Here is a 22,450-nt window from a genome sequence, read left to right on the forward strand (position 1 = left end):
CTCCTAAGTCTTGAATAATTAAAGTTGAATTGTATAATAATACAATTTGACCTTATTTTTGCCTGTGCTCAAAAATTTTTAAGGGTTTCGAAGCCAGGTTAATGGGGTAATAGAGAGTGGTTAGGTTAGACGTACATATCTAATCGGTCTAGTATAAAATCCCTACTTAGGAGGAATCATCGTGAATACAACAGTACGTTTGACAGAAAGATCCGGCTCGACTTCTTCACAGCGCAGAAAAGGCTTTGTACCGGTAGTCGTGTACGGTGCAGGTTCAGATAGCCAGTCCTTTACAGCGGATGCTAAGACAATTACCGGGATTTTGGCTAATAACCCTCGGGCAGTATTAACCTTGGAATTACCAGACTCGGGTAAAAAGAACGTTGTCATCCAAGAAATCCAGCGCCAGCCAGTATCCAAACAACTGCTGCATATTGATTTTCAACAAATTGATATGAAGGCTAAATTGGATACAAAAGTGGCATTCCACTTTACAGGTGATCCAGTAGGTGTGAAGAGTGGCGGCGTGCAGCAAATTGAATTGCATGAGCTGGATATTCGCACACTTCCAGATAAATTAACGGCATCCTTTGAGGTGGATCTCAGTGGACTAGATATTGGTGATCAATTGCTGGTGTCTGATCTTCCGAAGCATGAAGGCTGGGAAGTATTGACGCCTGAGGACACTTTGATTGTCCGGATCGCACCTCCAGCAGCTCAAGAGCCAACCGATGAAGATGCTGCTGAACCAGCTGCAGTCGAAGCTTCTGGTGAAGATAAAGCAGAATAGAATAGTGATTAAATCATAAAGAGCAGATAGAATCCTACCCAAGGAGCTGTCTGCTCTTTTTGTTTTGTCTTCGTGAACACGAATTAATAAAATAAGTGCGGTCTTTCGTATAGTTTCTTAAATGGGATTTATGGTTGTTTCGCCTCATTTAGTTAAAATTTTACAGAAAATCGTTGACGAATAGGCCGCGAAGGCTGAAAATGAGGACAATTACCATGGTAAAGAATTCAAAAGTTCCTGTTGTCGCTGTTTGAAAACGCTTTAGTATTATGCTTCAAAGAACTCTCATTGCCCAGTTCATCATGATTATGAGGAGGAAAGTTATGAAGATGAGGAAGCTGTTTTCGATCTTAATGACAAGTCTGTTGGTGCTTGGGGTAGCTCTACCTTTTGCTGGAAAAGCGAGTGCAGATGCCACAAGTGATGCTTCAAATCGTGCTTTAATCTGGTTGAAGGCCCAGCAGGATGCAACAGCGGGGTATGCTTTTGAGGGATTGGTAGATAGCTTTGAGGATTTCTGGGGTCCAAACAACCCCAAACAGATTGTATACACGTATGATCAAGCTGTTGCAGCCATTGCCTTTATTGTAAAAGGTGAGCGGGCACGGGCAGAGCAGGTGTTGAACAAAATGCGGGACATTCAGGACCCTTCGGGCTTCTGGCTGAACTCTTATTGGTATAACAATGGCTACGGAGAAGAAATTCGTAAACATGTGGGGCCGGTTGTATGGATGGCAATGGCAGCTATGGCTTATGAAAAGCAATATAATGACACGCGATATCGTCCGATGGCGCTCAAAGCGCTCGATTGGAGCTTACAGTATAAAAAAGCAAATGGCAGTATCGCAGGAGGATGGAGTGCTTGGAGTAACTCCGATGAGCCTTGGAGCTCAACCGAGCACAATATCGATATTTACCGAGTGCTGCAGTATTATGCTTCGGTGGATTCCTCAAAGGCTGCCACATACAATAGCGCAGCTTCTGGAGTCAAAACTTTCCTGGATAATTATGTGTGGGATGACAGTGTCAAACGCTTCAAGGGAGGCTGGAAAAACGATACGAATCTGATTGATCCTAAAATTCCTTTAGATGTGAATCCATGGGGAGTACTGGCTTTAGGAGTATCTGGAACGCATAACTATGGAGCAAGCTTAGCCTATGTTGAAAATGCCTCCGGCACCCCGGGGACCCTTGCAAATCCGCGTTACAAGCAGACGCTTACTTACAATGATGCTGGGAATACGCTGACCGGCTATGATTTTGACTGGACGGATGAAGTTTTACCCGCATATGACGATAACGGGAATCAAATCGGTAACACGGGTGCTGATGTATGGTTTGAAGGAAGCGCATTTATGTCGCTCGCCTACTTTATGCAAGGCAATGTATCTAAAGCGGATGCCATTAACACTGAAATTATTAAAAAACAAGGCACAAGCGGCGCTTCGCTTGGGGGAATCCCGTACTCACTGAAAGGGACCAGCAACAGCTATTGGGTGATGGCGCAGCAAAACTGCGTGTCCAGCACGGGTTGGTTAATTCTATCCCTGCATCGATTTAACCCATTCACCGGGCAATACTTGACGGGTGGTGGTAATACTGGAGACACGATAGCACCTACTACACCTGCTAATCTGACAGTAACCAGCAAGACGGATACAGCAGTTAACCTGAGCTGGTCTGCTTCAACTGATAATGTTGGTGTAACGGGATATCTCGTTTATCGCGGAACACAGCAGGTAGCCTCTGTGGCGGGAACTACAGCAACTGTTAGTGGACTTACTCCGAGCACAGCCTATACGTTTACAGTAAAAGCTACGGACGCAGCAGGTAATTTATCATCCGCTAGTAATACCGCAACAGTTACTACTAATCCCACTGGAGGCAGCGGAGGCGGTGATCATGTGACGGCTGACTTTACAGCAGGGGTAACGAGACTTTCTTCAACAGAAGCGAGCATTTATATTACACCTGTAACCAGTGCTCTTTATGTAGATGTGCATTATAAGGTTAACGGGGGGCCACAGCTTAATTACCGGATGATCAATAGCTCAGGTACATGGAAACAGACTGTGAGTGGGTTAAGTGCTGGCAGCAGCATTGAGTACTGGTTCACTTATGAGAAATCCGGTCCACAATATGATTCAGCGCATTATACCTATGTGCAGTAAGGTTAATGAAAGACTTAAACGATAAGATTTGTAGATAGAGCAAGTAAAATAAAGAAGGCTGTCCCAGATGCCATAGTATTGGCTCGGGAGGGCTTTCTTTTCTTTGTTTTAGGCTATGTTAAATCATATTGTTGATATTTAAGTTTTACGAGCGTTTGTTCTGTTATTAAGATGACACTATGGTAAGGAGTTGATTACCCATTGGATTTGAAGGAAATGAAGTAAATTCCAACGGAATCATTTCAAGGTATCGTCGAAATGGACGAGGGGTTTAGTGCAACAAATTTACTTTTACAACGTATATATAGTGCTTCCATATTTAGGGATATTAAAGGGATTAAGAGGAATGTTACTGAAGTATATCTACGAACTAACAAGGTTTTCCATTAGTATTAATTCAAATAATTAGAGGTGATTTCATGAACAAATCTGGATTTATATTTTTTATTGCTGCAATTATATTTTTAATATCAGGATGTCAAAAGGCTGGTTCCAACGATGAATTAGCTAAAGCGCAGGTGCAGGTTAGTGCATTAGGATCATCATTTAGTATCCCTACAATGGATGGATATGAAGTTAGTTATGTACAACATAAATTCCCTCCAAAGGACAAACAAGGCAACTTTATTGGAGATAATCAAGAAGTTTTAGTCATATATACGAAAAACAAAGGGAAACTGGAGAAGTTAACAAAGGAACAAAAAGCGTCCAATGAAAGAGAAATCATCTACGGACCTTATCAAGGAGAAACACTCATTGAAATAACCTATAGCAATACTCAAGTTGATTTGAATGATGCTGATATTATTGGTATTAGCGGCAATCAGGTGCAAAAAATAAAAAAAAATGATTATACGTTTTTAGCATTCAATGTTTCAAAAGGTTCAATCACTTTAAAGTTCAACAGTTTGGATGAGGATACAATTCTAAGCATTGCTCAACAAGTAGTAAATGAAAATAAATAGGATGGAGTGCTGCTGTACATGGAATGCTTAGGATGTAGAATCGCTAACGGTATTGAACCTGACTTGAATATTGTTTATGAAAATGAATTTATTACTTGTGTGCTTGATATTGCTCCTTTTAATGAAGGACATACTCTAATCCTCCCCAAAAAGCATTACTGTGATATCGAAGAGATGGAGTCAGAGACTGCTTATGCTATCATGGATGCTTCGAAAAAACTTTCAATTGCTTTGAAGAGCTTGTTTAAACCTGACGGTATAAGAATTTGTCAAGATGGAGGGAAGTTTAACGACCTTACCCATTACCATATGCATCTCATTCCGAGGTACGAAGGTGATGGATTTATCTGGGGTGAACCATTACACCCACATGGTGCTGAAAAACGATTAAGCCAAACCAAAAAAAAGATTCTGAAGACATTAAGTGAAGAAAAGAGAAGGAGTCGATAAAGACTCCTTCTCTTTTTGCCATAAATTAATATGCTAGCTTAAATCAAAGAATACAGTGCGGGTAAAAGAGCGAAGATCCTCCTCTAGACGGAGGTTCACTCTTTTCTTGTGTCGTAAAATCTTGGAGGGAAACTTTAATGCAATGATTTGTTTCAGTAGGAGATTTAAGGGGGAGTGTTTTATTTACAACGTAACAGTGTTATGTTACGATGTTTTCGAGGAGTGATCGCATATGGAAGATGATTTGATTTCGAAGAAGCAACTACTGGATTTAACCGGTATTTCATATGGGCAATTGTACCGCTGGAAAAGGAAGCAGTTAATCCCCGAGGAATGGTTTATTCGCAAATCTACCTTTACTGGACAAGAGACTTTTTTTCCTAAAGAGATGATCTTGTCGCGAATTCACAACATTGTGAATATGAAAGATGGGCTTTCTTTGGATGAAATGGCTGATAAGCTATCGGATAAGGCATCCTTTGAGAAGGTGAGTTTAACTGCTAAGGAAATTATAGAACGTAACATTGTTTCGACAACAACACTGAGGAAATTTGGAGAAAGTCTCGGTGATGAAAGTAAATATACTTTTGAGGAGCTCGTTCATTTATTCGCTGTAGACCGCCTACTTAGTGCTGGGGAAATGAGTATGGAGGAGGCGGAGCTTCTGTTTCGCACTTTGCAGGAGAAAGTTTCAAGGCTCGAGAGTGGAAGCTGGGAGTTGTTTTTTGTCCGGAAAATGGGGGTTTCATCCTTCATTCTGGCACAAGCGCCTGCGGAGTTATGGTTTGATGAAGGGGTTAGATTAGTCAGTAAAATGACATATGCAGATTTGATCGAACAATTGAAAGGTAAGCTTGCCTACAAGCTTGTTGAATAGGAGGAAGAGTAATGGACAAAAATCAGCTGCCTGATTTGATAATAAACGGGGTTAGTGGTGGGGCCGGAGGTACTTACAACAACGTAAACATGGATGGTGTAGGTAAAGTAGTCGGACCGATCGTGGCGCGAATGTTTAAAGGAAATGGGCATATGAATTTGAATGATGATCTCACAGCAGAAGAAGCAGAATGCAACGGGGTCATCAAAGTGATGGGTAATATGCGTTTTGGTACCCTAAAGGTGGATGGGGTTCTTAATGTAGGTAAGAGTTTTCGAGGTGAAAGCTGTACCCTTAACGGAATGGTGAGTGTCAAAGGGGATTGTGAACTTGAGGATTTTGTAGGTGAAGGTAGCTTTAGTGTTGGTGGTTTACTAAGTGCCGGTCATGTGGATTTCAAACTGCAGAGTCAAGGGAAGGCTAATGAAATTGGTGTGGAAAGCCTCGTGATACGGCAAGTGAATAATGGGTTTTGGAGTAAGATGTTTAGCGGAATCATCCCTAAACTTCGACCTGAGCTATGTGCTCGAACGATCGAGGGAGATTTTATAGATGTAGAATATACAACTGCGGATATCATCAGAGGAAATATTGTCATTATTGGCCCAGGCTGTACACTCGGACGGGTAGAGTATCGCGAACAAATTACAGTGCATCCAGAGGCTAAGGTTGGAAAGGTGGAGAAGGTCGGTGAATGATAATCTGAAAATAATTGGAACAACATCTTCAGCCGGTGGTTCTTTCAAAGATGTTAAGATCACTGGAGAATGCAAATTCGCTGGAGATGTGAATTGCGAGAAGATGAATCTGACTGGAAATGCCAATATAGCTGGAAATCTGCATATGAAGCAAATGAAAATCACTGGCGAAATTGCACTCGAGGGTAATCTTGAAGGGGATTCCTTACGTGGACAGGGTGAAATAAAAGCAGCCTCCGTAAAAATCGATGAGCTTCATCTCTACGGAAATTTGGATGTGAAGGGTGATTGTGAAGGGGAAAAATTGCAAATTTCTGGTGCCTTAAGCGTAGCTGGATTACTTAGTGCTGAGCATTTGGAGATTAAATTGTTTGGTCCAAGTAGTGCGAAGGAGGTTGGGGGCAGTATCTTAACCATTAAGAAGAGTAAAACGGGGAGACTGCTGCATATGATGAAGCCAACTTCGAAAATACTGTTTGAAGCGGGGCTAATCGAAGGCGATGCTATTGATCTGGTCAATACAAAGGCTAATATGGTAAGGGGAGAACGTGTAATCATTGGTCCGGATTGTGAAATTGAAACGGTGGAATTCCGCGATACACTAGAAGTTCATAAGCACGCAACAGTGAAGCATCAAGTGAAGATATAAAGAGAATTGTATAATCATTTTTTTGAGAAAAAGAGGAGTGGAACATATGAGTGCTGCCAAATCGCCCAATCTGGGTATTGTAATCGCAGGTCTCCTATTAGGAATTTTGATGGCCTCCATGGACAGCACCATCGTTGCAACTGCAATGGGTAATATTGTTGGGGAGCTTGGCGGAATGGACAATTTTGTCTGGGTGACATCAGCCTATCTCGTAGCCGAGATGGCGGGTATGCCCATTTTCGGCAAGCTGTCTGATATGTATGGTCGTAAGAAGTTTTTTATTTTTGGAATTATCGTATTCATGGCGGGTTCGGCTCTCTGTGGAACGGCTGATACAATAACTCAGTTAGCTGCGTACCGGGCCATTCAGGGCATTGGTGGCGGGGCGCTGGTGCCAATCGCTTTTGCCATCATGTTCGATGCTGTTCCGCTGGAGACGCGGGGCAAGCTCGGCGGGGCATTCGGAGCAGTATTTGGATTGTCGAGTATATTTGGTCCATTACTGGGTGCGTATATTACCGATCATATTGCTTGGCAGTGGATATTTTATATTAACTTACCCCTTGGACTGTTGGCTTTTGCGATGGTCGTATTCTTTTATAAAGAATCGCATGAGCATTCTAAACAGCCCATTGACTGGTTGGGCGCGGGTACGCTGCTTGGTTCAGTCATTTGCTTAATGTTTGCGCTGGAGCTAGGCGGGAAAGAGTATGCTTGGAATTCTTCCATGATTCTTGGTTTATTTGCAGCCTTTGCCATCCTTGCAGCAGTGTTTCTTGTTGTAGAGACTAGAGCGAAAGAACCGATTATTTCCTTTGCTTTGTTTAAAAAAAGATTATACGCGGTGAGCATTATCTGTGCACTATTTAGCGGTGCAGCCTTTATTGTGGCTTCTGTGTATATTCCGATCTTTATTCAAGGGGTATTGGGCGGATCAGCTACAAATTCAGGACTTGTATTGCTACCAATGATGGTTGGCTCAGTGGTTACAGCTACGATGGGCGGATTTCTGATGTCAAAAACCAGTTACCGCAGCCTGCTGATTCCTACATTCGCACTTTTGGTGATCGGTACTGGACTTGTAGCGACACTCACGCCGGATGCTTCACGACTGCTTGTTACTTTATATATGATTTTAATTGGGCTAGGGATTGGTGCTTCATTCTCAGTGCTAAGTACGGCATCTATTCATGGATTGACGGCACAGCAACGCGGCTCTGCCAGCGCAACACTGAATTTCATTCGTTCATTGGGCATGACCATAGGCATTACTACCTTCGGTATCATTCAAAGTCACTATTTCTCAGGCAGTCTTACCAAGCTACTATCGGCTAATGGTGGAGGAGCGGCTCCGGCGGGAGCTATGGATTTTAAAGATCCGCATGCTTTGCTCTCACCTGAGACTAGGGCGCTCATTCCACCTGAAATTCTGGGTAAGATTACAGCTGGTTTATCCTCATCCATTGTAAACACCTTTGCTTGGGCGGTGATTCCTGCAGCTTTAGCGTTATTGGCTTCGTTCTATATGGGACGTCAGAAGATGGATGCCTCTGCGGAGGGGGATGTTCAAGCGTCTGGGCATTAGCATGTAGTCTAGATAATATTCGTTTGATTATGTTTCAGTGAAAATAGACATATAAAAAAACGACCACCACTTCGGGTACTTCCTAAGTGGTGGTCGTTTTTTGTCTAAAGACATATATGCCCTCCATCACTAGTCCCGCAAACAGGTAGAAAATGGTCGATTGTACTGCGAATTTGGTTCACAAGTATCTGACGGTTTCCCTGATAAGGCGTTCTGCTCTCTATCTCGCCAGAAGCTCAGATTCTGATACTCTGAAAACGTAATCAAAATCTGGGTATAGGAGATTCCGATATGGGGGTACCTGCTGGCGAACTGCTTCCCAGCGTCGATCCGGTTCATCGATCCCGCTGGAAGATGAAGAACAAACATAAGTTGTTCTTCATGGCTTTTCCATTTCTTGTTGTCACCTTTATTTTCTATTATCTGCCGATCAGCGGATGGATTTATGCCTTTTATGATTTCATTCCCGGAATACCGTTGTCTGACACGCCTTACGTTGGTTTGAAATGGTTTAAGACGATTGTATCTAATCCGACACAGACCGCAGAGGTTCTGCGGGTGCTGAAGAACACGCTTGCCATGAGTTCACTCGGATTAATTACATCCATCTTTCCAGTGATCTTTGCCATTATGTTGACTGAGATTAAGTCAGGCTGGTACCGCAAGTTGGTGCAGACACTAACCACGATTCCAAACTTTATCAGCTGGATTCTGGTATATGCATTGGCATTCTCGTTGTTCTCTGTAGATAACGGTGTCATCACTCACATTTTAGTGCAGCTTGGAGTGGTTGATGAAGGGTATAACTTCTTAGCCTCCAGCTCAAATATTTGGGTCACGATGATCGTTTGGTACTGGTGGAAATCGTTAGGCTGGGGTGCCATCCTCTATCTTGCTGCAATCGCAGGCATTGATCAGGAATTGTACGAAGCTGTTGAGGTGGATGGTGCAAGTCGGTTCCGCAAAATTTGGCATATCACCATTCCAGGTCTGATTCCAACCTTTTTTGTACTGCTGCTGCTCTCCATAGGTAATCTAGTCAATAACGGGATGGAGCAGTACTTTGCCTTTCAAAATGCGATGAATAAGGATTCTATTGAGGTGCTGGATCTTTATGTATACAACATCGCTTTCGCGAACAACTTTCCTTTTGCCACGGCCGTCAGCATGTTGAAATCGGTTGTCAGTGTAATTCTACTATTCGCAGCGAACACGTTGTCTAAGATGGTGCGTGACGAATCTATCATTTAAGTCAGGGGTGATCCCACTTGAGAAAGAAAAAACTAACGGCTGGAGAACTTATCTTCCAGATTATGATCTATACGCTCTTTGGATTGTTCACCCTGTCATGCATCTACCCATTCTATTATTTGTTCATCAATACGATCAGCTCGAATGATCTTAGCGCAGCGGGGGATATCAAATTTTATCCAAGACAGATCCATTTTGATAACTATAGTAAGGTGCTAAGAATCAGCGGTTTAGGACATGCGGCAACAGTCTCCGTGTATAGAACGGTTGTCGGGACGTTGCTTACTGTGGGGTCTTCAGCTTTTTTAGGATATTTGTTCACCAAAAAGGAAATGTGGGGCCGGAGTATTTGGTACCGGAGTGTCGTGGTTACGATGTATTTTAGCGCAGGTCTGATCCCTTGGTATATAACAATGCACAATTTGCATCTGACCAATAATTATCTGGCTTATATTTTGCCTACGATTATTACCCCATTCAACATCATTTTGGTCAAAACCTTCGTTGAGGCCATTCCTCCATCCCTTGAGGAGTCAGCGTCTATGGATGGTGCTGGTTACATGCGGGTGTTCTGGAGCATTATTGTACCGCTTACTACGCCAATTTTGGCTACGATTACGATTTTTTCCGCAGTGAATCAGTGGAACTCATTTATTGATACGGCGTTTCTGATGACAGATACGAAGTACTTTACGCTCCAATTCTTGTTATGGCGTTATTTGAACGAGTCCAGCTCGCTCGCAGCTTTAATTCGTAATTCACCAGATATGGCCGCTAGTGTAGCGAATATGCAGACTCCAACCTCTGTACGGATGACCGTAACGATGATCGTCGTATTGCCGATTCTAATCGTGTACCCATTCTTCCAGCGCTTTTTCGTCAAAGGGATTATGATCGGTGCGGTTAAGGGCTAATGAGCTACCGGATCGGTAACGAAATGGGGTTTTCCTCTGCTAGGAGCAGAGTTGAACTATAAGTGAAGATACGAAAGGGAGGGTATAAAGCAATGAGACTAAGAAGAGCATCGCTTGTCATGCTATCCGTAATCCTGGTCTTTGTTCTGGCAGCATGTGGCGGGGGGAATAATACGGCTAACTCGGGTAAAAACACGAGCACAGAGAAGCCTACTTCCGCTGCAACGAATGCGCCGGCGGAAGAAACAGCAGCACCGGATGACGGAGCACTTGATCATTCCAAGCCGCTGAAGCTGACCGTATTCTCTACAACAGCTAACTATGCGGGTCCACAAACCGGGTGGTTTGCCAAAATCATCAAAGATAAGTTCAATATTGAGATGGACATTGTTGCTTCAAACCTGACAGGTGGAGATACCAAAATCTCTGCAATGATGGCTTCCGGAGATCTTGGGGATATCATTATTTTCGGTGATGACAAAAACCATTATCCAAATGCGATCAAAGGAAAGCTTCTCTTAGACTGGACACAAGATGGACTTCTGGACAAATACGGAAAAGACATTGGGAGTACGTTCCCAAAAGCTATTGAGAAAGCAAAGGTTGCTTTTGGTGGTGGATCATCCGTTTTTGGCATCGGAAACAGCGTAGCTTCTAATCCATCTGGACCTTCTGAAGGGAGAGATATGACTTGGGGGCCAGACCTGCGATGGGATCTTTATCAACAAATCGGAGCACCTGAAATTTCAAAGATTGAAGATTATCTGCCCGTGCTGAAAAAAATGCAAGAGCTTGAACCAAAAAATGAGCAAGGAAAGAAAACCTATGCTTTCTCGATGTGGTCTGACTGGGACGGCAACTATAAAATGACACTGGCGAAACAGTTCGCCAACATGATGGGCTATGACGAAATTCCTGATACCGCTGTATATGTTAAAGCAGACGAAGAGAAATATTATGACTTCTTATCCGAAGACAGCTGGTATATGAAGTCGCTCAAACTGTATTTTGAAGCTAACCAAATGGGTCTGGTGGATCCAGATTCTATGACACAAAAATTCGACGATGTTGTAGCGAAATACAAGGATGGTCGTCTGTTATTCTCTTGGTTCCCGTGGCTAGGGGCAGCAAACTACAATACACCGGAAAGAACAGCAGAAGGAAAGGGGTTTGCATTAGTTCCGTTCAAGGATGAGCTGATGTATTCCACTGGCTTCAATGTATACGGTGGTAACGGTATTATAGCAATCGGTGCAAAAGCTAAAGAACCTGCTAGAATTATGGAATTCATTAACTGGATGTATACTCCGGAAGGTGCAATGATCTCTGCAGGAAGCGGAACAGCGGTGCCTAACGGACCTAAAGGTCTGACTTGGGATATGGATGCAAGCGGTAAACCTGTCGTGACTGACTTTGGTTGGAAGGCTTATGCCGATCAACAGAATACGCAAGTGCCTGCAGAATATGGTGGTGGTGATTACTACTACGGCTCTAATCAAATGAACTTCTCTTTTGTAGTTCCGGCGATGGTGAATCCAGACAATAAAGAGCCATACGATCACAATCTATGGACGACAACCCTAGAGCGTAATCCGTCTAAGCTTGATAGTGACTGGAGAGCGAAGATGGGCGTTCTGACGCCTAAAGAGTATTTTGAGAAAAATAATCTATTGGCCGTAGCACCACAAGGCTTCACTGGAAAAGAACCATTGATGATGGACAAAACACTGGAGCAAAAGAACAAACAAATTGGTACGGTCATTCAACAAATTTCTTGGAAAATGGTTTTTGCTAAAGATCAAGCTGAATATGACAAATTGAATAAAGAAATGCATGATAAGGTGAATGGCCTCGGCTATGCCGAAGTTATGGATTTCTCGATTAAAAAGGCTGAGGAACTGTTCGAGGCTCGTAAAAGCGTGAAATAAGGTGTGATTAGAAAAATACAAATAGGGCGGGGCGGCGTGGAGGCTGTTCTGCCCTATTCTATTCAATTAAGGATAAATGTGGTATTCTCACATTGATATATATATATAGAACGCTTACAGGAAGAAGGAAGAGGATCATTCGGATGGTAAGAGTACTTAAGCGTAATCATACCCCAGTTGTCAAATCCTTACGGAATACCTTATTCATCTATCTAGTTATCGGAACACTTCTTCCGCTTCTCTTAGTAGGATTCGTAACCTACACCTCTATTTACTCTATTCTTTCAGGGAAAATTGGCAATGGTATAAGTGCAAGCTTGAAACAGGAAGCCTCTAGCTTGGAGAATGCCATCGACAATATGGATTTTGCCTCTAAACAGTTTGCGCTGGATGGTCAGATTGTGGAAGAAATGTCCTCATTTATTCAGGAAAAGCAAATTTATCGCAAATCGCAAATGATGAACTCCATCAACCAGAAGATCAACCTCGTTAATTTCACGAATCCCTACATTGGACTTACAGCCTACATTATGCCAAGCAGTGATGATCCGGTTCTGTTTACGAATATGAGTGCGCGCAGAAATTTCGATATCAGTACGTTACCTTCTTTTATGCGATATAACGGAGCTGATTATTATGGACCGCATTCTACGATGTATGCCGTCGGCGATAATCTCGTGTTCTCAGAACAGCGCATTGTACGCGTACCAGGTGAACATAAGCTATATATTTATTTAGAGACGAATTACAGCCTGCTTCGCAAAATATTTAATCAGGAATCTTACGGAATGAAAGTAAACCATCTACTTGTGAATCAAGAGGGCACTAGCACTTATGTCATTGATGGTAAATTACCTCAAGGAATTATCAAAGCTGCTGGAAGCAACTCTAATCTATCACATGAAACACTTACCGGATATCATCTGTTTCGATACGCTAGTCCACAGGGATGGAAGCTTATTGCAGTAGTTAAAAAGTCCGAATTCAACAGTGAAATTTATTCTTGGTTCTATAAAATGATCCTGCTCGCGTTCTCGACACTACTCTTTGCCGGAGTTCTGGCTTGGATGATTTGGAAAAAGATTTATGGTCCTTTGCGCAAGGTTAACCTTGAAATTAATCGAATGGCGGAAAATGTTACCTCTCCGGTTGCCTACACGAATGTGGAAGAGTTTGATTTTGTGCTTAGTAACTTCCAGCAGATGAAGAAACAGGTGAATGAGCTGATTGTTGCGGTAGCCCATAATGAGAAGCAGAAAAGCCAATTCGAGATTGAAAAGCTACTTAGCCAGATTAACCCTCACTTTTTGCATAATACATTGAATACGGTGCAGTGGATGGCAAGGCTTAACGGTCAGAAGGAGATCGACAAGCTGGTTACTCTTCTTGTAAAGGTGCTGCATTATAATCTGGGCAAACAAAGCATCATTGTTACCCTTGGAGAGGAAATTGAAGCGATCCGAAATTATATGGAACTGCAGCGCATCCGTTATGACTATGAATTCGAATTTAACGTGGAGGCTGATGAGGATGTATTGTCTGTGGCTGTCCCCAGATTCTTACTTCAACCTCTTGTTGAGAACTCGATTTATCATGGACTAAGCGATAATGGCAGGGTGGACGTCTTGATTACAGAGCATGGTGAAGGAGAAGTTCAGCTGTGTGTAAGAGACAATGGGGCTGGAATGGATGTGGATACGTTAGATCAACTGCTGTCAGAGGATGGCGCCAAGAAACGGGGGCTCGGAATCGGATTCTCGTACGTGAACCGGATGCTCAGAACCTACTATGGAGAACAAATGAAGCTAGAGATGTACAGCAAGCTAGGGGAAGGTACGGTTGTATCTATCGTGATTCCGAGGAAAGGTAAGGAGGACTTCGATGATTAAGGCTGTAGTGGTTGATGACGAGAGACTTGTGCGGAAAGGCTTCATATCTCTAATTGATTGGTCATCCTTAGGGGTTGTGATTGTCGGCGAGGCGGGAGATGGCAAATCGGCCTTGGAGCTACTTCAACAACAGGATGTGGATCTGTTATTTGTAGATTTGACCATGCCCGGCATTTCTGGGTTCGAGCTAATTAAACTAGTAAGGCAGCGTTTCGCAGGTATTCGCTGTGTTGTGCTTACTTGCCATCATGAGTTTGACTATGTGCAGGAGGCCATGCGTTTAGGAGCCGTTGATTATATTGTCAAAACTCTATTGGAGATGGAAAATGCGGACGAGACTATACGTCGCCTGGTCGATCGCATCAAATGGGAGGACAATACAAGGGATGCACTGGTTCATGGTGAAGGTAAAAGGATAGCTGCAGACAAGGCACTGCTCTATTTACCATTAAGCAGCCACTGTAATGAAGAAGAGTTATTTCACCTATCCTTCGTGAAGAATAATCCGCTGATTACCTTTCATGAGATGTGGATGTCGCCCTTGCTTCACCGGTTCTCGGAAGAGGAGGGGAAGCGTGAGCTTAAGAACCAGCTTTCTGGGAGATGGCAGACCGCGCTCATCAGTGGGTTAAGAGATCAGTCACTACAGGAATTGGAGGAGCAGCTCACCACGAAGCTTCGGCATATGCTATTTTATCATTCTAGTGCTGAAGAACTGACCTTTCTGAATTATGAGGAACTAAAGAAGGAAATAGCGATTCCCCATTTAAAACCGGATGAAGCTGATCTATTCGTGCAAGCTCAAAATCTCAAGTGGACGATTGATGGAAACGAATGGGAGAATTTTGTAACGAACATACTCCTGCAGAAGCCAAGGCAAGATAGATTTCTAACGTTCGCCCATTCCCTTTTGCAAAGCTGGAGTTCTTTACTTTTGAAGTCAGAGGATGCTGTTCAACTGGAACGGGATATTTCTTTTAATTTGAACTGGTGCCATTGGAAGACCTGGCTGCGCCGATTTTCTGATCATGTGGGAAGGAGAATGCTCGAGCTAGGATTGACTAAAGAGGTGATGTCTTGCCTTATTCGCGCAGTTCGTTACATGCAGAGCCATGCAGGTGACAAAATCAATCAGAGCGACGTAGCGGCGGAAATTAATATGAGCCGTGGTTATTTCAGTCAATGTTTCGCTCGTTTTGCCGGGGAGACCTTCGGTGAATGTTTACGGGGAATGCGGCTTGAGTTGGCTAAATCATTATTGCGGGAGACTTCATTACCCGTCTGTGAGATTGCTTCAAGGTCTGGCTTTGAAGATGACCGTTATTTCAGTAGACTGTTCAAAGAACGTATTGGTCAACTCCCGAGTGAATATCGTGCGGAGGGGAAGGACCAATGATGAGATTGTGTAAATTTATCCTCTTACTTGTAATGATGATCGGACTTACATCATGCCGTGACCAGAACAAAACAGTAGATTCTACTCGAAGTCCTCAGGGTGAGGTCGAAGATGCTTCTGTAGCGTATAGCAAATACGAAGATCCGATCGTGATTCGTGTAGGATTTAAGGTTCCCGATTCCAGGCTAAATACAGGTGACAGCAACGACAACAATCCAATCACCCGTTATTTGGAGAGCATTACGAATATCAAGGTAGTTCACTCTTGGGAAGCGAAGGGTGAAGATGCTTTTAATCAAAAAGCACAGCTTGCGATCGATAGCAATGATTTGCCGGATGCGATGGTTGTTGATCGAGATCAATTGAAGAAACTCATTGATAATGACATGATAGAGGATCTTACAGAGACCTACAATGTATATGGCTCTGATTTAATTAAGGATATGTACAATTCTACTCAGGGTGAGGCATTATCCGATGCTTCTCGATACGGCAAATTATACGGATTGCCTAATGTAGCCATAGATGCGGATTCGCCTGTTCTGCTCTGGGTGCGTCAGGATTGGCTGGATAAACTGGAGCTGCAGGCACCGCAAACCTTCGAAGATATTGAGAACATAGCGAAGGCTTTTATTGAGAAGGACCCCGATGGCAATGGCAAAAGAGATACGGTCGGACTTAGCGGCTACAAGAATATCATCTATGGGACAAAGCCATTAGTAAATGGTCTGGATGCTGTGTTTAGTGCATTACATGCTTTTCCCACCAATTGGATCAAGGATAACGCTGGGAATATTGTATATGGATCCATTACACCTGAGACCAAACAAGCGCTTGCCAAACTGGCTGATTGGTATAAAAGAGGGTTGCTGGACCCTAATTTTGCACTTTATAAAGAAACGCAAGAGCCTATTATTACAGGGAAATCAGGCATGTTCTTTGGCCCGTGGTGGATGCCATATTATCCTTTGTCAGAGGCGGTTGCTCTCGATACGAAGGCAGAATGGAGAGCGTATGCTGCTCCACTTGATGAGTCTGGTAAGTTTGTTGCTCATTTGGCTCCGGTAACAGACCGTTACCTTGTTGTGCGTAAAGGTTTCGAGCATCCAGAGGCGATTATGAAGCAGTTGAACGTGTTTACAAGACTTGAGAGAAGACAAGACCCTAATTCGGAGGAAGTTAAGAAGCTGGATGATTTCTCTGCGCAAACAGGAATTCAGCTGCGTGCTTATTATCCGTTTGACCTTTTAATTGATTATTCGGATGCGATAGAGAAACATTATGCAGATATCCAGCAAGCTTTGCATGGCAAAATAGACCCGGAAACATTAAATCCAGATACCCGTCTCATTTATGATCAATGGGTGGAGGACACTGAACAACCAAAGAAAGATCTGGAAGGCTGGAAAGCAGCGAATGCATATAAATATGGAGTTGCCGTCTTAACCTCAACTGCTATTGAGGGAGTGCGGGGAGTATTTTACGGAAACACCCAACTAATGAAGAGTAAGTGGACGGAGCTTCAAAATCTGGAGAGCGAGACATTTTTGAATATCATTGTGGGCGATTCACCGCTTAGTGACTTTGATGTTTTTGTAGCGAAATGGAAGAGCCTCGGCGGGGAGGCGATTACGAAAGAAGTTGCTGAAACTGTAAAGGTGAAGTGAGCACGGGATGATATAGATTTTTTCGCTAAAAGTAGCGGAGTGAATGGACTGATTGTGGAAAAGTGGAGTGTCCTCACCAAGGAAACTGGAGCACTGATCGATAATTAGGGAATTTCTCCCTGTAATTCTGAGATTTCTGCTCATCTGACTAATAATTAGGGAAATTCTCCCTATAATTTCGCTGATTTGTTGGCAAATACCGATATTACTCTGATTTTTAGGGAGGATTTCCCTCTTTCTATTCATTTAAAACATTTACCAGCTATTTTCAGGGAGCTTTTCCCTAATAATTCTCAAAAAAAGAAGCTGTCCTTTAAGTAGCCTTTACTACTTTTGAGACAGTTTCTTTTTTTGTCCTATTCTTCGTCAGTGCTGATTTTTTGAAGTAAGTAGCGAAGCTGCTCTACTTCCTCGCTGGTTAATTTACCAACTAGGCTCTTGTTGTAATCATCTAAAATAGACTGAAGAATTGGCGAGAAATCGATTGCTTTAGGCGTTGGATACAGTAGTTGAGAGCGTCGATCATTAGGATCTGGTTTACGTTCAATATAACCCGAATTCTCTAATTGCTTCACGGAGCGTGCGGTGGTGGCTTTATCGAATTTTAGTTCAGAAGTTAGTTGATCTTGTGTAATCCCTGGTCTGGAAGTAATTAGTTTTAGAAAACTATGTTGCCCGCCACTACCTATTCCATAGGGCATGAATTTTTTTACCAATTGCTTTTGATTTTGACGATGAAAATAGGAAATCAACTTTCCTATAGGCTCTTTTTCCAAGATATAGACACCTCTTTGGGTTTATAGTTCGCGCATTTGCTACTCTGAGACAAAGTGTACAATAAATTCGTTGCGTGCGCAACTAAATTGATGTACACTGGGTAAGTAAGTTTTGTTGCGTACGCAACTAAACGTTGATTTTATATTCAATGAGGTGTTAGTTTATGAGTTCTATTAGCGCAACTTATCAGGAAGATAAGGAAATTCAGAAGAAACGATGGATGATTTTAATTGTTCTGAATATTTTCACCTTCATGTCCACACTTGATGGTAGTATTGTCAACATCGCTCTGCCAGAATTATCGAAACAATTGAAGCTGCCTATGGCACAAATCGAATGGGTAACCACAGGATATTTGATGGCAATTTGTGCTGCGATTCTTTTCTTCGGGAAGCTTGGAGATATTGTCGGGAAGATTCGAATCTTTAAGATTGGTACGATAGTTTTTGTTATTGGTTCTATGCTGTGTGGATTTAGTTTAAGTTTACCTGCATTACTTGCTTCACGTGTCATTCAGGCTATCGGAGCTTCGATGACAATGGCGAACAGCCAGGGAATCGTTACGGATATCTTTCCTGCCAATGAGCGGGGGAAAGCGCTTGGTTTCATAGGTACATTCGTGTCTCTGGGAAGTATAGCTGGCCCTAGCTTAGGTGGGATTATGGTTTCAACATTAGGCTGGGAGTATATCTTTTGGGTGAACATTCCTATTGGAGTGATCGCTATCCTGTTAGGCTGGAAGGTACTGCCTAAGGATTTAACTAGGACGAAATCTACAATAGACGTTCCAGGTAGTTTACTCTTCGCTATTTTTATCATAAGTTTGTTCGCAGGGCTATTATTGGGACAGCAGCTCGGTTATGGCGATAGCTTAATTGTGACGTCTTTAATCGTAGCTATAGCCAGCTTCATTGCTTTCTTATGGACGGAGCTTCGCCGGAAAGAACCGCTACTACAATTATCATTATTTAAGAATCCGTTGTTTTCATTAAGTATTTTATGTGGGTTTCTCGTGTTTACAGCGAACTTCTGCTTTAATATCATCGCGCCGTTTTATGCACAGAATATGCTGAATCTATCGCCCTTTGAAGCGGGATTCCTGTTGATGCTGTTACCGATATGTATGGTAGTCGTAGCACCAATAAGCGGTGCTTTATCGGATAAAATCGGGTCTGAATTCCTAACTTTTGCAGGGCTGGTAGTCATGGTTATTGCTCAGTTTGGATTAGCTGAGCTTCATGAAGGAAGCTCTGTTGTGCTGGTAGGCGTGTGGATCGCTATGTTAGGAATAGGGAGTGGTCTGTTTCAGTCGCCAAATAATTCGCTTGTGATGTCCAAGGTGCCTAGAACTCAGCTTGGTTCTGCGGGCAGCGTCAACTCGCTTGTTCGTAATGTGGGGATGGTCGTTGGTATTACGATAGCTACGACGATTCTCTTTCATGTGATGAGCAGTGAAGCTGGTTATCGGGTAACAGGTCTAGTTCCAGGTCGACCAGAGTTATTTATCAGTGGGATGCATGTAGTGTTCATGACTTCGGCATCCATATGCTTTGTGGCTGCACTGCTAACGGGTTGGAGAATGATTAGTGCAAGAAGCACCAGAGTGCAGACTTCGGAAAGACCATAAGGAATAAAAGAAGAAGATCCTTCTGACGCTACGGCGTGGAAGGATCTTCTTTGTGATGATATTGAAGGGCTTTCTTAATGGCTTGCAAGTATTGATACCGATAATGATCATCCGGTTCTAAATAGGCACCCTCAGCCCACTCGTTCCAAGCGTTAATATAAATAAAATCACTTTTGAACATCTTCTTGGTCCTCTCAATTTGTCGTGACAGGTATTGACCGAATTTGTGAGGATTTGCACCTAAAGTACTTTGTCCGGCAGCACCTTTGCGTGGTGTATTATCCCAGTTAACAAATGCTCCCGGATATATAATTTCCCCATCCCTATGAGGTGTCCGTTCTAACATAGATTCCCATAATTCATCGTAATCAATGACAATATGCTTTTGATCCTCCACCTGCTTGGAACTCCATAAGTGCTTTACACCACCATGTGCGAATGTGTAGTGAGGCTCGAATTCTAGACTGGCGTCGAACCCGTGCTCTGCCTTTAGGGGGAATCCGCCCAGTGTCCGGACAAGATGAAGCCCCTTAAGTCCGTTTTGCTGAGCTAAATCACGCCAACATTGAAGCATTTCATCACACCGAGGGATGCTGGAGGATCTATAGATAATAAATACTGGTTTGCCGTCTACGCAAATATATCGTTCATCTTTGAAGGCCTCCAACAAAGCATGAAAATGCATTCGCCAATCCCGTTCTTCTCCATATTCTTGTGGCATCAAGACATCTTCTTCAGTGCCATCCCAGCTTCGTGTCCAAGGTTCGTTAGCCCAAGACAGACAAAAGGGGAAGTCAGGCTCTTTGCTGGCAAGAATCTGCTGAACCGGTTGTTCCAGAAGTCGCCTGCCATTGAACCAATAGTGATAATAACAAAAACCATAAATGCCATGAGCTTTTGCAGTTTCTGCCTGCCATTGTTTCACATTAGGGTCCGTTAAATCGTAGTAGTTATTATTTAATGGTTTTTTCGGTTGATCATGTTCAGGATAAAGGGCTGTAGCCTTCCTGACATTTGTCCATTCTGTAAATCCCTCTCCCCACCAGGAATCGTTCTCTGCTATCTGATGAAACTGAGGCAATACAAAAGCGATGCATTTCAAGTCAAGTCACCCCCTATGGTTCCGTGAATATTTTTTTGAGAAGCAGCTTTCCCTGCTGAAGATAAGAATGATTGTACTTCACTTCCTTTAGAGCACGAGAGGCCGAACTTCTCCTTGCATCACTATGAGCAATATAGTACTTGAAGCTCTCAGAGAGCTCTTTAAAGTTCTGGAAACGAATAAGGCCTTCTTCTGTGATGGGGTAACTTTGAAAATGGGGATGATCTTCCACGAACTGAAATACACCGCAAGCAGCGACCTCCATAATTTGCTGCACAGATCCTGTGCAATTGATGATGATCCTTGCTCCATTATAATAGTTAGATATTTCTATTTTATCGTAGGTGATGTCTATGAAATTTTTGGTGGGCTCCCACCCGCTACCAAAGGTCATTATCTTGAGACCATGAAGTAGTTCCGAATGAGCTAGGGTTTCAAGAACACTATTCATTTGAAAATGGCCGAGAATGAGTACGTCACTGTGGTAACGGTTCTCCACACGTCTTGGATAATAGAGTTCTGTATCTGGAGCATAAGGGAGGTAGCACGAATGTTTCTCACGTAAACCTTGATAATAGATTAGATTAGCTATGTTCTGTGTGAAAATATAATCGAATAACAGCGCTAGATTACGTTCTGTTCGCGTAAGGCAGGTCGCATCTGCCATCCATACGGCCTTAGGAGCGTTATAAGCTTTGAGGGCAGGAATATTCTCCTCAGGGAACAGGGATTCTGATCCCAAGGCTAATATCAGATCAGGCTGATACTGGGCTAAATATTCTTCTAGATTATGATGTAACTTAATGGCAAGCACTTCTTTGACCAGATGCCTTAGCTGATCTTTAAAAAGTCGTACATTAGGCATTTTATCACTTATCTCTGAGGGGACCAGAAGCAATACTCTTAATTGCTTTAGTTCCCGTGTTATGGTTTCCGCTCTGTAAGAGTTCTCGAGAATGAGATTATGGTGTTGCGATTGATGAACTTGGCTGATGGAGACTTCGTGAGTTGAGGGCCTTTGAGGAGTGAGCCTAGTAGCTGTCTTCTTCATAATTCCTCCTGTATTCATTGGAGCCAGTCGTTCGCTCTAGCACCTAGTCTTGCTAATCATTATATGTGTAGGGGGTTCATTTGACTTTAGGTATAAGACCATTAATCTGAATCTTGAAGGAAAAAGCGGATTTAGTAAAAGATGTATATCTATCTATGACCGGATTGTCTTGTCTAACATAAAATATACTATAAAACCTGAAAGGGATGATCGTCTTGCCAACCTTCGATAATATTCTTGTTACAGGAAGTCAGACCATTCAAAATGATCTGCATGTTAACGGGAATGAGACTATCGATTCAAATCTGCACTTGAATGGTAGTCAGACGATAATGGGAAGCCTTAATGTGAACGGTAGTGAATCTATACTTGGTCATTTGGGTGTAACCGGTGAAATTAGTGGTGCAGGTACCATCAAAACTGCGACCCGTTTGATCGCGGTGAATCAGGCTTTGTCACCAGTTTCAGCACCTACGAGCCTTCAACAAGTCAGATATTTCGCTGTGGGAGTTTCAAGTCAGACAGGACTCGTGCTGAAGGGCACGGATGGAAATGACTATGTATTATTTATCGATTTGACCGGGGGAACACCTAATATTGGGATCCAGCGGGCTTAAATCTGATAACATTAACATCTTCAAGCTCTGAACAATAAAAAACAGC

At 42.9% G+C, this 22,450-nt stretch carries 19 protein-coding genes; 16 read left to right on the forward strand and 3 right to left on the reverse strand.

Annotation, left to right across the window (positions count from 1 at the left end; translation table 11 throughout):
* Positions 1-181 precede the first annotated feature (181 nt).
* The 14 genes from MKX60_RS13900 to MKX60_RS13965 all read left to right on the forward strand — a co-directional run bounded on the left by MKX60_RS13900 (position 182) and on the right by MKX60_RS13965 (position 17,230).
* Positions 182-790: a 50S ribosomal protein L25 gene (locus MKX60_RS13900; RefSeq protein WP_052404365.1), complete on the forward strand. Its 609-nt coding sequence runs from the start codon at positions 182-184 to the stop codon at positions 788-790.
* Positions 791-1,113: 323 nt separating this feature from the next.
* Entirely contained in the window at positions 1,114-2,961 is a 1,848-nt protein-coding gene (locus MKX60_RS13905; protein ID WP_341060106.1) for a fibronectin type III domain-containing protein, read from the forward strand.
* Between the two features lie 419 nt (positions 2,962-3,380).
* Positions 3,381-3,926: a hypothetical protein gene (locus MKX60_RS13910; RefSeq protein WP_341060107.1), complete on the forward strand. Its 546-nt coding sequence runs from the start codon at positions 3,381-3,383 to the stop codon at positions 3,924-3,926.
* An 18-nt stretch (positions 3,927-3,944) separates the two neighbouring features.
* Complete coding sequence (locus MKX60_RS13915) at positions 3,945-4,376, forward strand: HIT family protein (protein ID WP_341060108.1); 432 nt, start codon at positions 3,945-3,947, stop codon at positions 4,374-4,376.
* Between the two features lie 232 nt (positions 4,377-4,608).
* On the forward strand, positions 4,609-5,253 hold the full coding sequence (locus MKX60_RS13920) for a YhbD family protein (RefSeq protein WP_076284615.1): 645 nt from the start codon (positions 4,609-4,611) through the stop codon (positions 5,251-5,253).
* Positions 5,254-5,264: 11 nt separating this feature from the next.
* On the forward strand, positions 5,265-5,951 hold the full coding sequence (locus tag MKX60_RS13925) for a hypothetical protein (RefSeq protein ID WP_341060109.1): 687 nt from the start codon (positions 5,265-5,267) through the stop codon (positions 5,949-5,951).
* Positions 5,944-6,600: a hypothetical protein gene (locus MKX60_RS13930; protein WP_076284617.1), complete on the forward strand. Its 657-nt coding sequence runs from the start codon at positions 5,944-5,946 to the stop codon at positions 6,598-6,600. The genes MKX60_RS13925 and MKX60_RS13930 overlap by 8 nt, the downstream gene beginning before the upstream one ends.
* Positions 6,601-6,646: 46 nt before the next feature.
* Positions 6,647-8,185: an MDR family MFS transporter gene (locus MKX60_RS13935; RefSeq protein ID WP_341060110.1), complete on the forward strand. Its 1,539-nt coding sequence runs from the start codon at positions 6,647-6,649 to the stop codon at positions 8,183-8,185.
* Between the two features lie 291 nt (positions 8,186-8,476).
* Positions 8,477-9,436 (forward strand): ABC transporter permease, encoded by a 960-nt coding sequence (locus MKX60_RS13940; protein ID WP_042190003.1) that lies wholly within the window; start codon positions 8,477-8,479, stop codon positions 9,434-9,436.
* A gap of 17 nt (positions 9,437-9,453) precedes the next feature.
* On the forward strand, positions 9,454-10,350 hold the full coding sequence (locus MKX60_RS13945; protein WP_042190000.1) for a carbohydrate ABC transporter permease: 897 nt from the start codon (positions 9,454-9,456) through the stop codon (positions 10,348-10,350).
* A gap of 92 nt (positions 10,351-10,442) precedes the next feature.
* Positions 10,443-12,278, forward strand: a complete 1,836-nt coding sequence (locus MKX60_RS13950; RefSeq protein ID WP_042189997.1) for an ABC transporter substrate-binding protein — start codon at positions 10,443-10,445, stop codon at positions 12,276-12,278.
* Between the two features lie 143 nt (positions 12,279-12,421).
* The gene (locus tag MKX60_RS13955; RefSeq protein WP_339797314.1) at positions 12,422-14,167 is read left to right on the forward strand and encodes a sensor histidine kinase; all 1,746 of its coding nucleotides are present in this window, start codon (positions 12,422-12,424) and stop codon (positions 14,165-14,167) included.
* On the forward strand, positions 14,160-15,563 hold the full coding sequence (locus tag MKX60_RS13960) for a response regulator transcription factor (protein WP_076284621.1): 1,404 nt from the start codon (positions 14,160-14,162) through the stop codon (positions 15,561-15,563). The genes MKX60_RS13955 and MKX60_RS13960 overlap by 8 nt, the downstream gene beginning before the upstream one ends.
* On the forward strand, positions 15,560-17,230 hold the full coding sequence (locus tag MKX60_RS13965; RefSeq protein WP_341060111.1) for an extracellular solute-binding protein: 1,671 nt from the start codon (positions 15,560-15,562) through the stop codon (positions 17,228-17,230). The genes MKX60_RS13960 and MKX60_RS13965 overlap by 4 nt, the downstream gene beginning before the upstream one ends.
* A 356-nt stretch (positions 17,231-17,586) precedes the next feature.
* Here MKX60_RS13965 and MKX60_RS13970 read toward each other — a convergent pair whose 3' ends face one another.
* Positions 17,587-18,006 (reverse strand): MarR family winged helix-turn-helix transcriptional regulator, encoded by a 420-nt coding sequence (locus MKX60_RS13970; RefSeq protein ID WP_076284623.1) that lies wholly within the window; start codon positions 18,004-18,006, stop codon positions 17,587-17,589.
* A gap of 164 nt (positions 18,007-18,170) precedes the next feature.
* Between MKX60_RS13970 and MKX60_RS13975 the strand changes: the two genes are divergently transcribed.
* Positions 18,171-19,634 carry an MFS transporter gene (locus MKX60_RS13975; RefSeq protein WP_341060112.1) on the forward strand — a complete coding sequence of 488 codons (1,464 nt, stop codon included), beginning with the start codon at positions 18,171-18,173 and terminating at the stop codon, positions 19,632-19,634.
* A 28-nt stretch (positions 19,635-19,662) separates the two neighbouring features.
* Here MKX60_RS13975 and MKX60_RS13980 read toward each other — a convergent pair whose 3' ends face one another.
* Positions 19,663-20,736, reverse strand: a complete 1,074-nt coding sequence (locus tag MKX60_RS13980) for a glycosyltransferase WbsX family protein (RefSeq protein ID WP_341060113.1) — start codon at positions 20,734-20,736, stop codon at positions 19,663-19,665.
* Between the two features lie 13 nt (positions 20,737-20,749).
* On the reverse strand, positions 20,750-21,787 hold the full coding sequence (locus MKX60_RS13985; RefSeq protein WP_341060114.1) for a glycosyltransferase family protein: 1,038 nt from the start codon (positions 21,785-21,787) through the stop codon (positions 20,750-20,752).
* A gap of 206 nt (positions 21,788-21,993) precedes the next feature.
* Between MKX60_RS13985 and MKX60_RS13990 the strand changes: the two genes are divergently transcribed.
* A complete protein-coding gene (locus MKX60_RS13990; protein ID WP_256716382.1) occupies positions 21,994-22,404 on the forward strand; it encodes a hypothetical protein in 411 nt (136 codons plus the stop codon).
* Positions 22,405-22,450: the final 46 nt, after the last annotated feature.

Origin of the sequence: Paenibacillus sp. FSL R5-0914 (assembly GCF_038004525.1) — a bacterium.
Taxonomy (GTDB): domain Bacteria; phylum Bacillota; class Bacilli; order Paenibacillales; family Paenibacillaceae; genus Paenibacillus_AQ.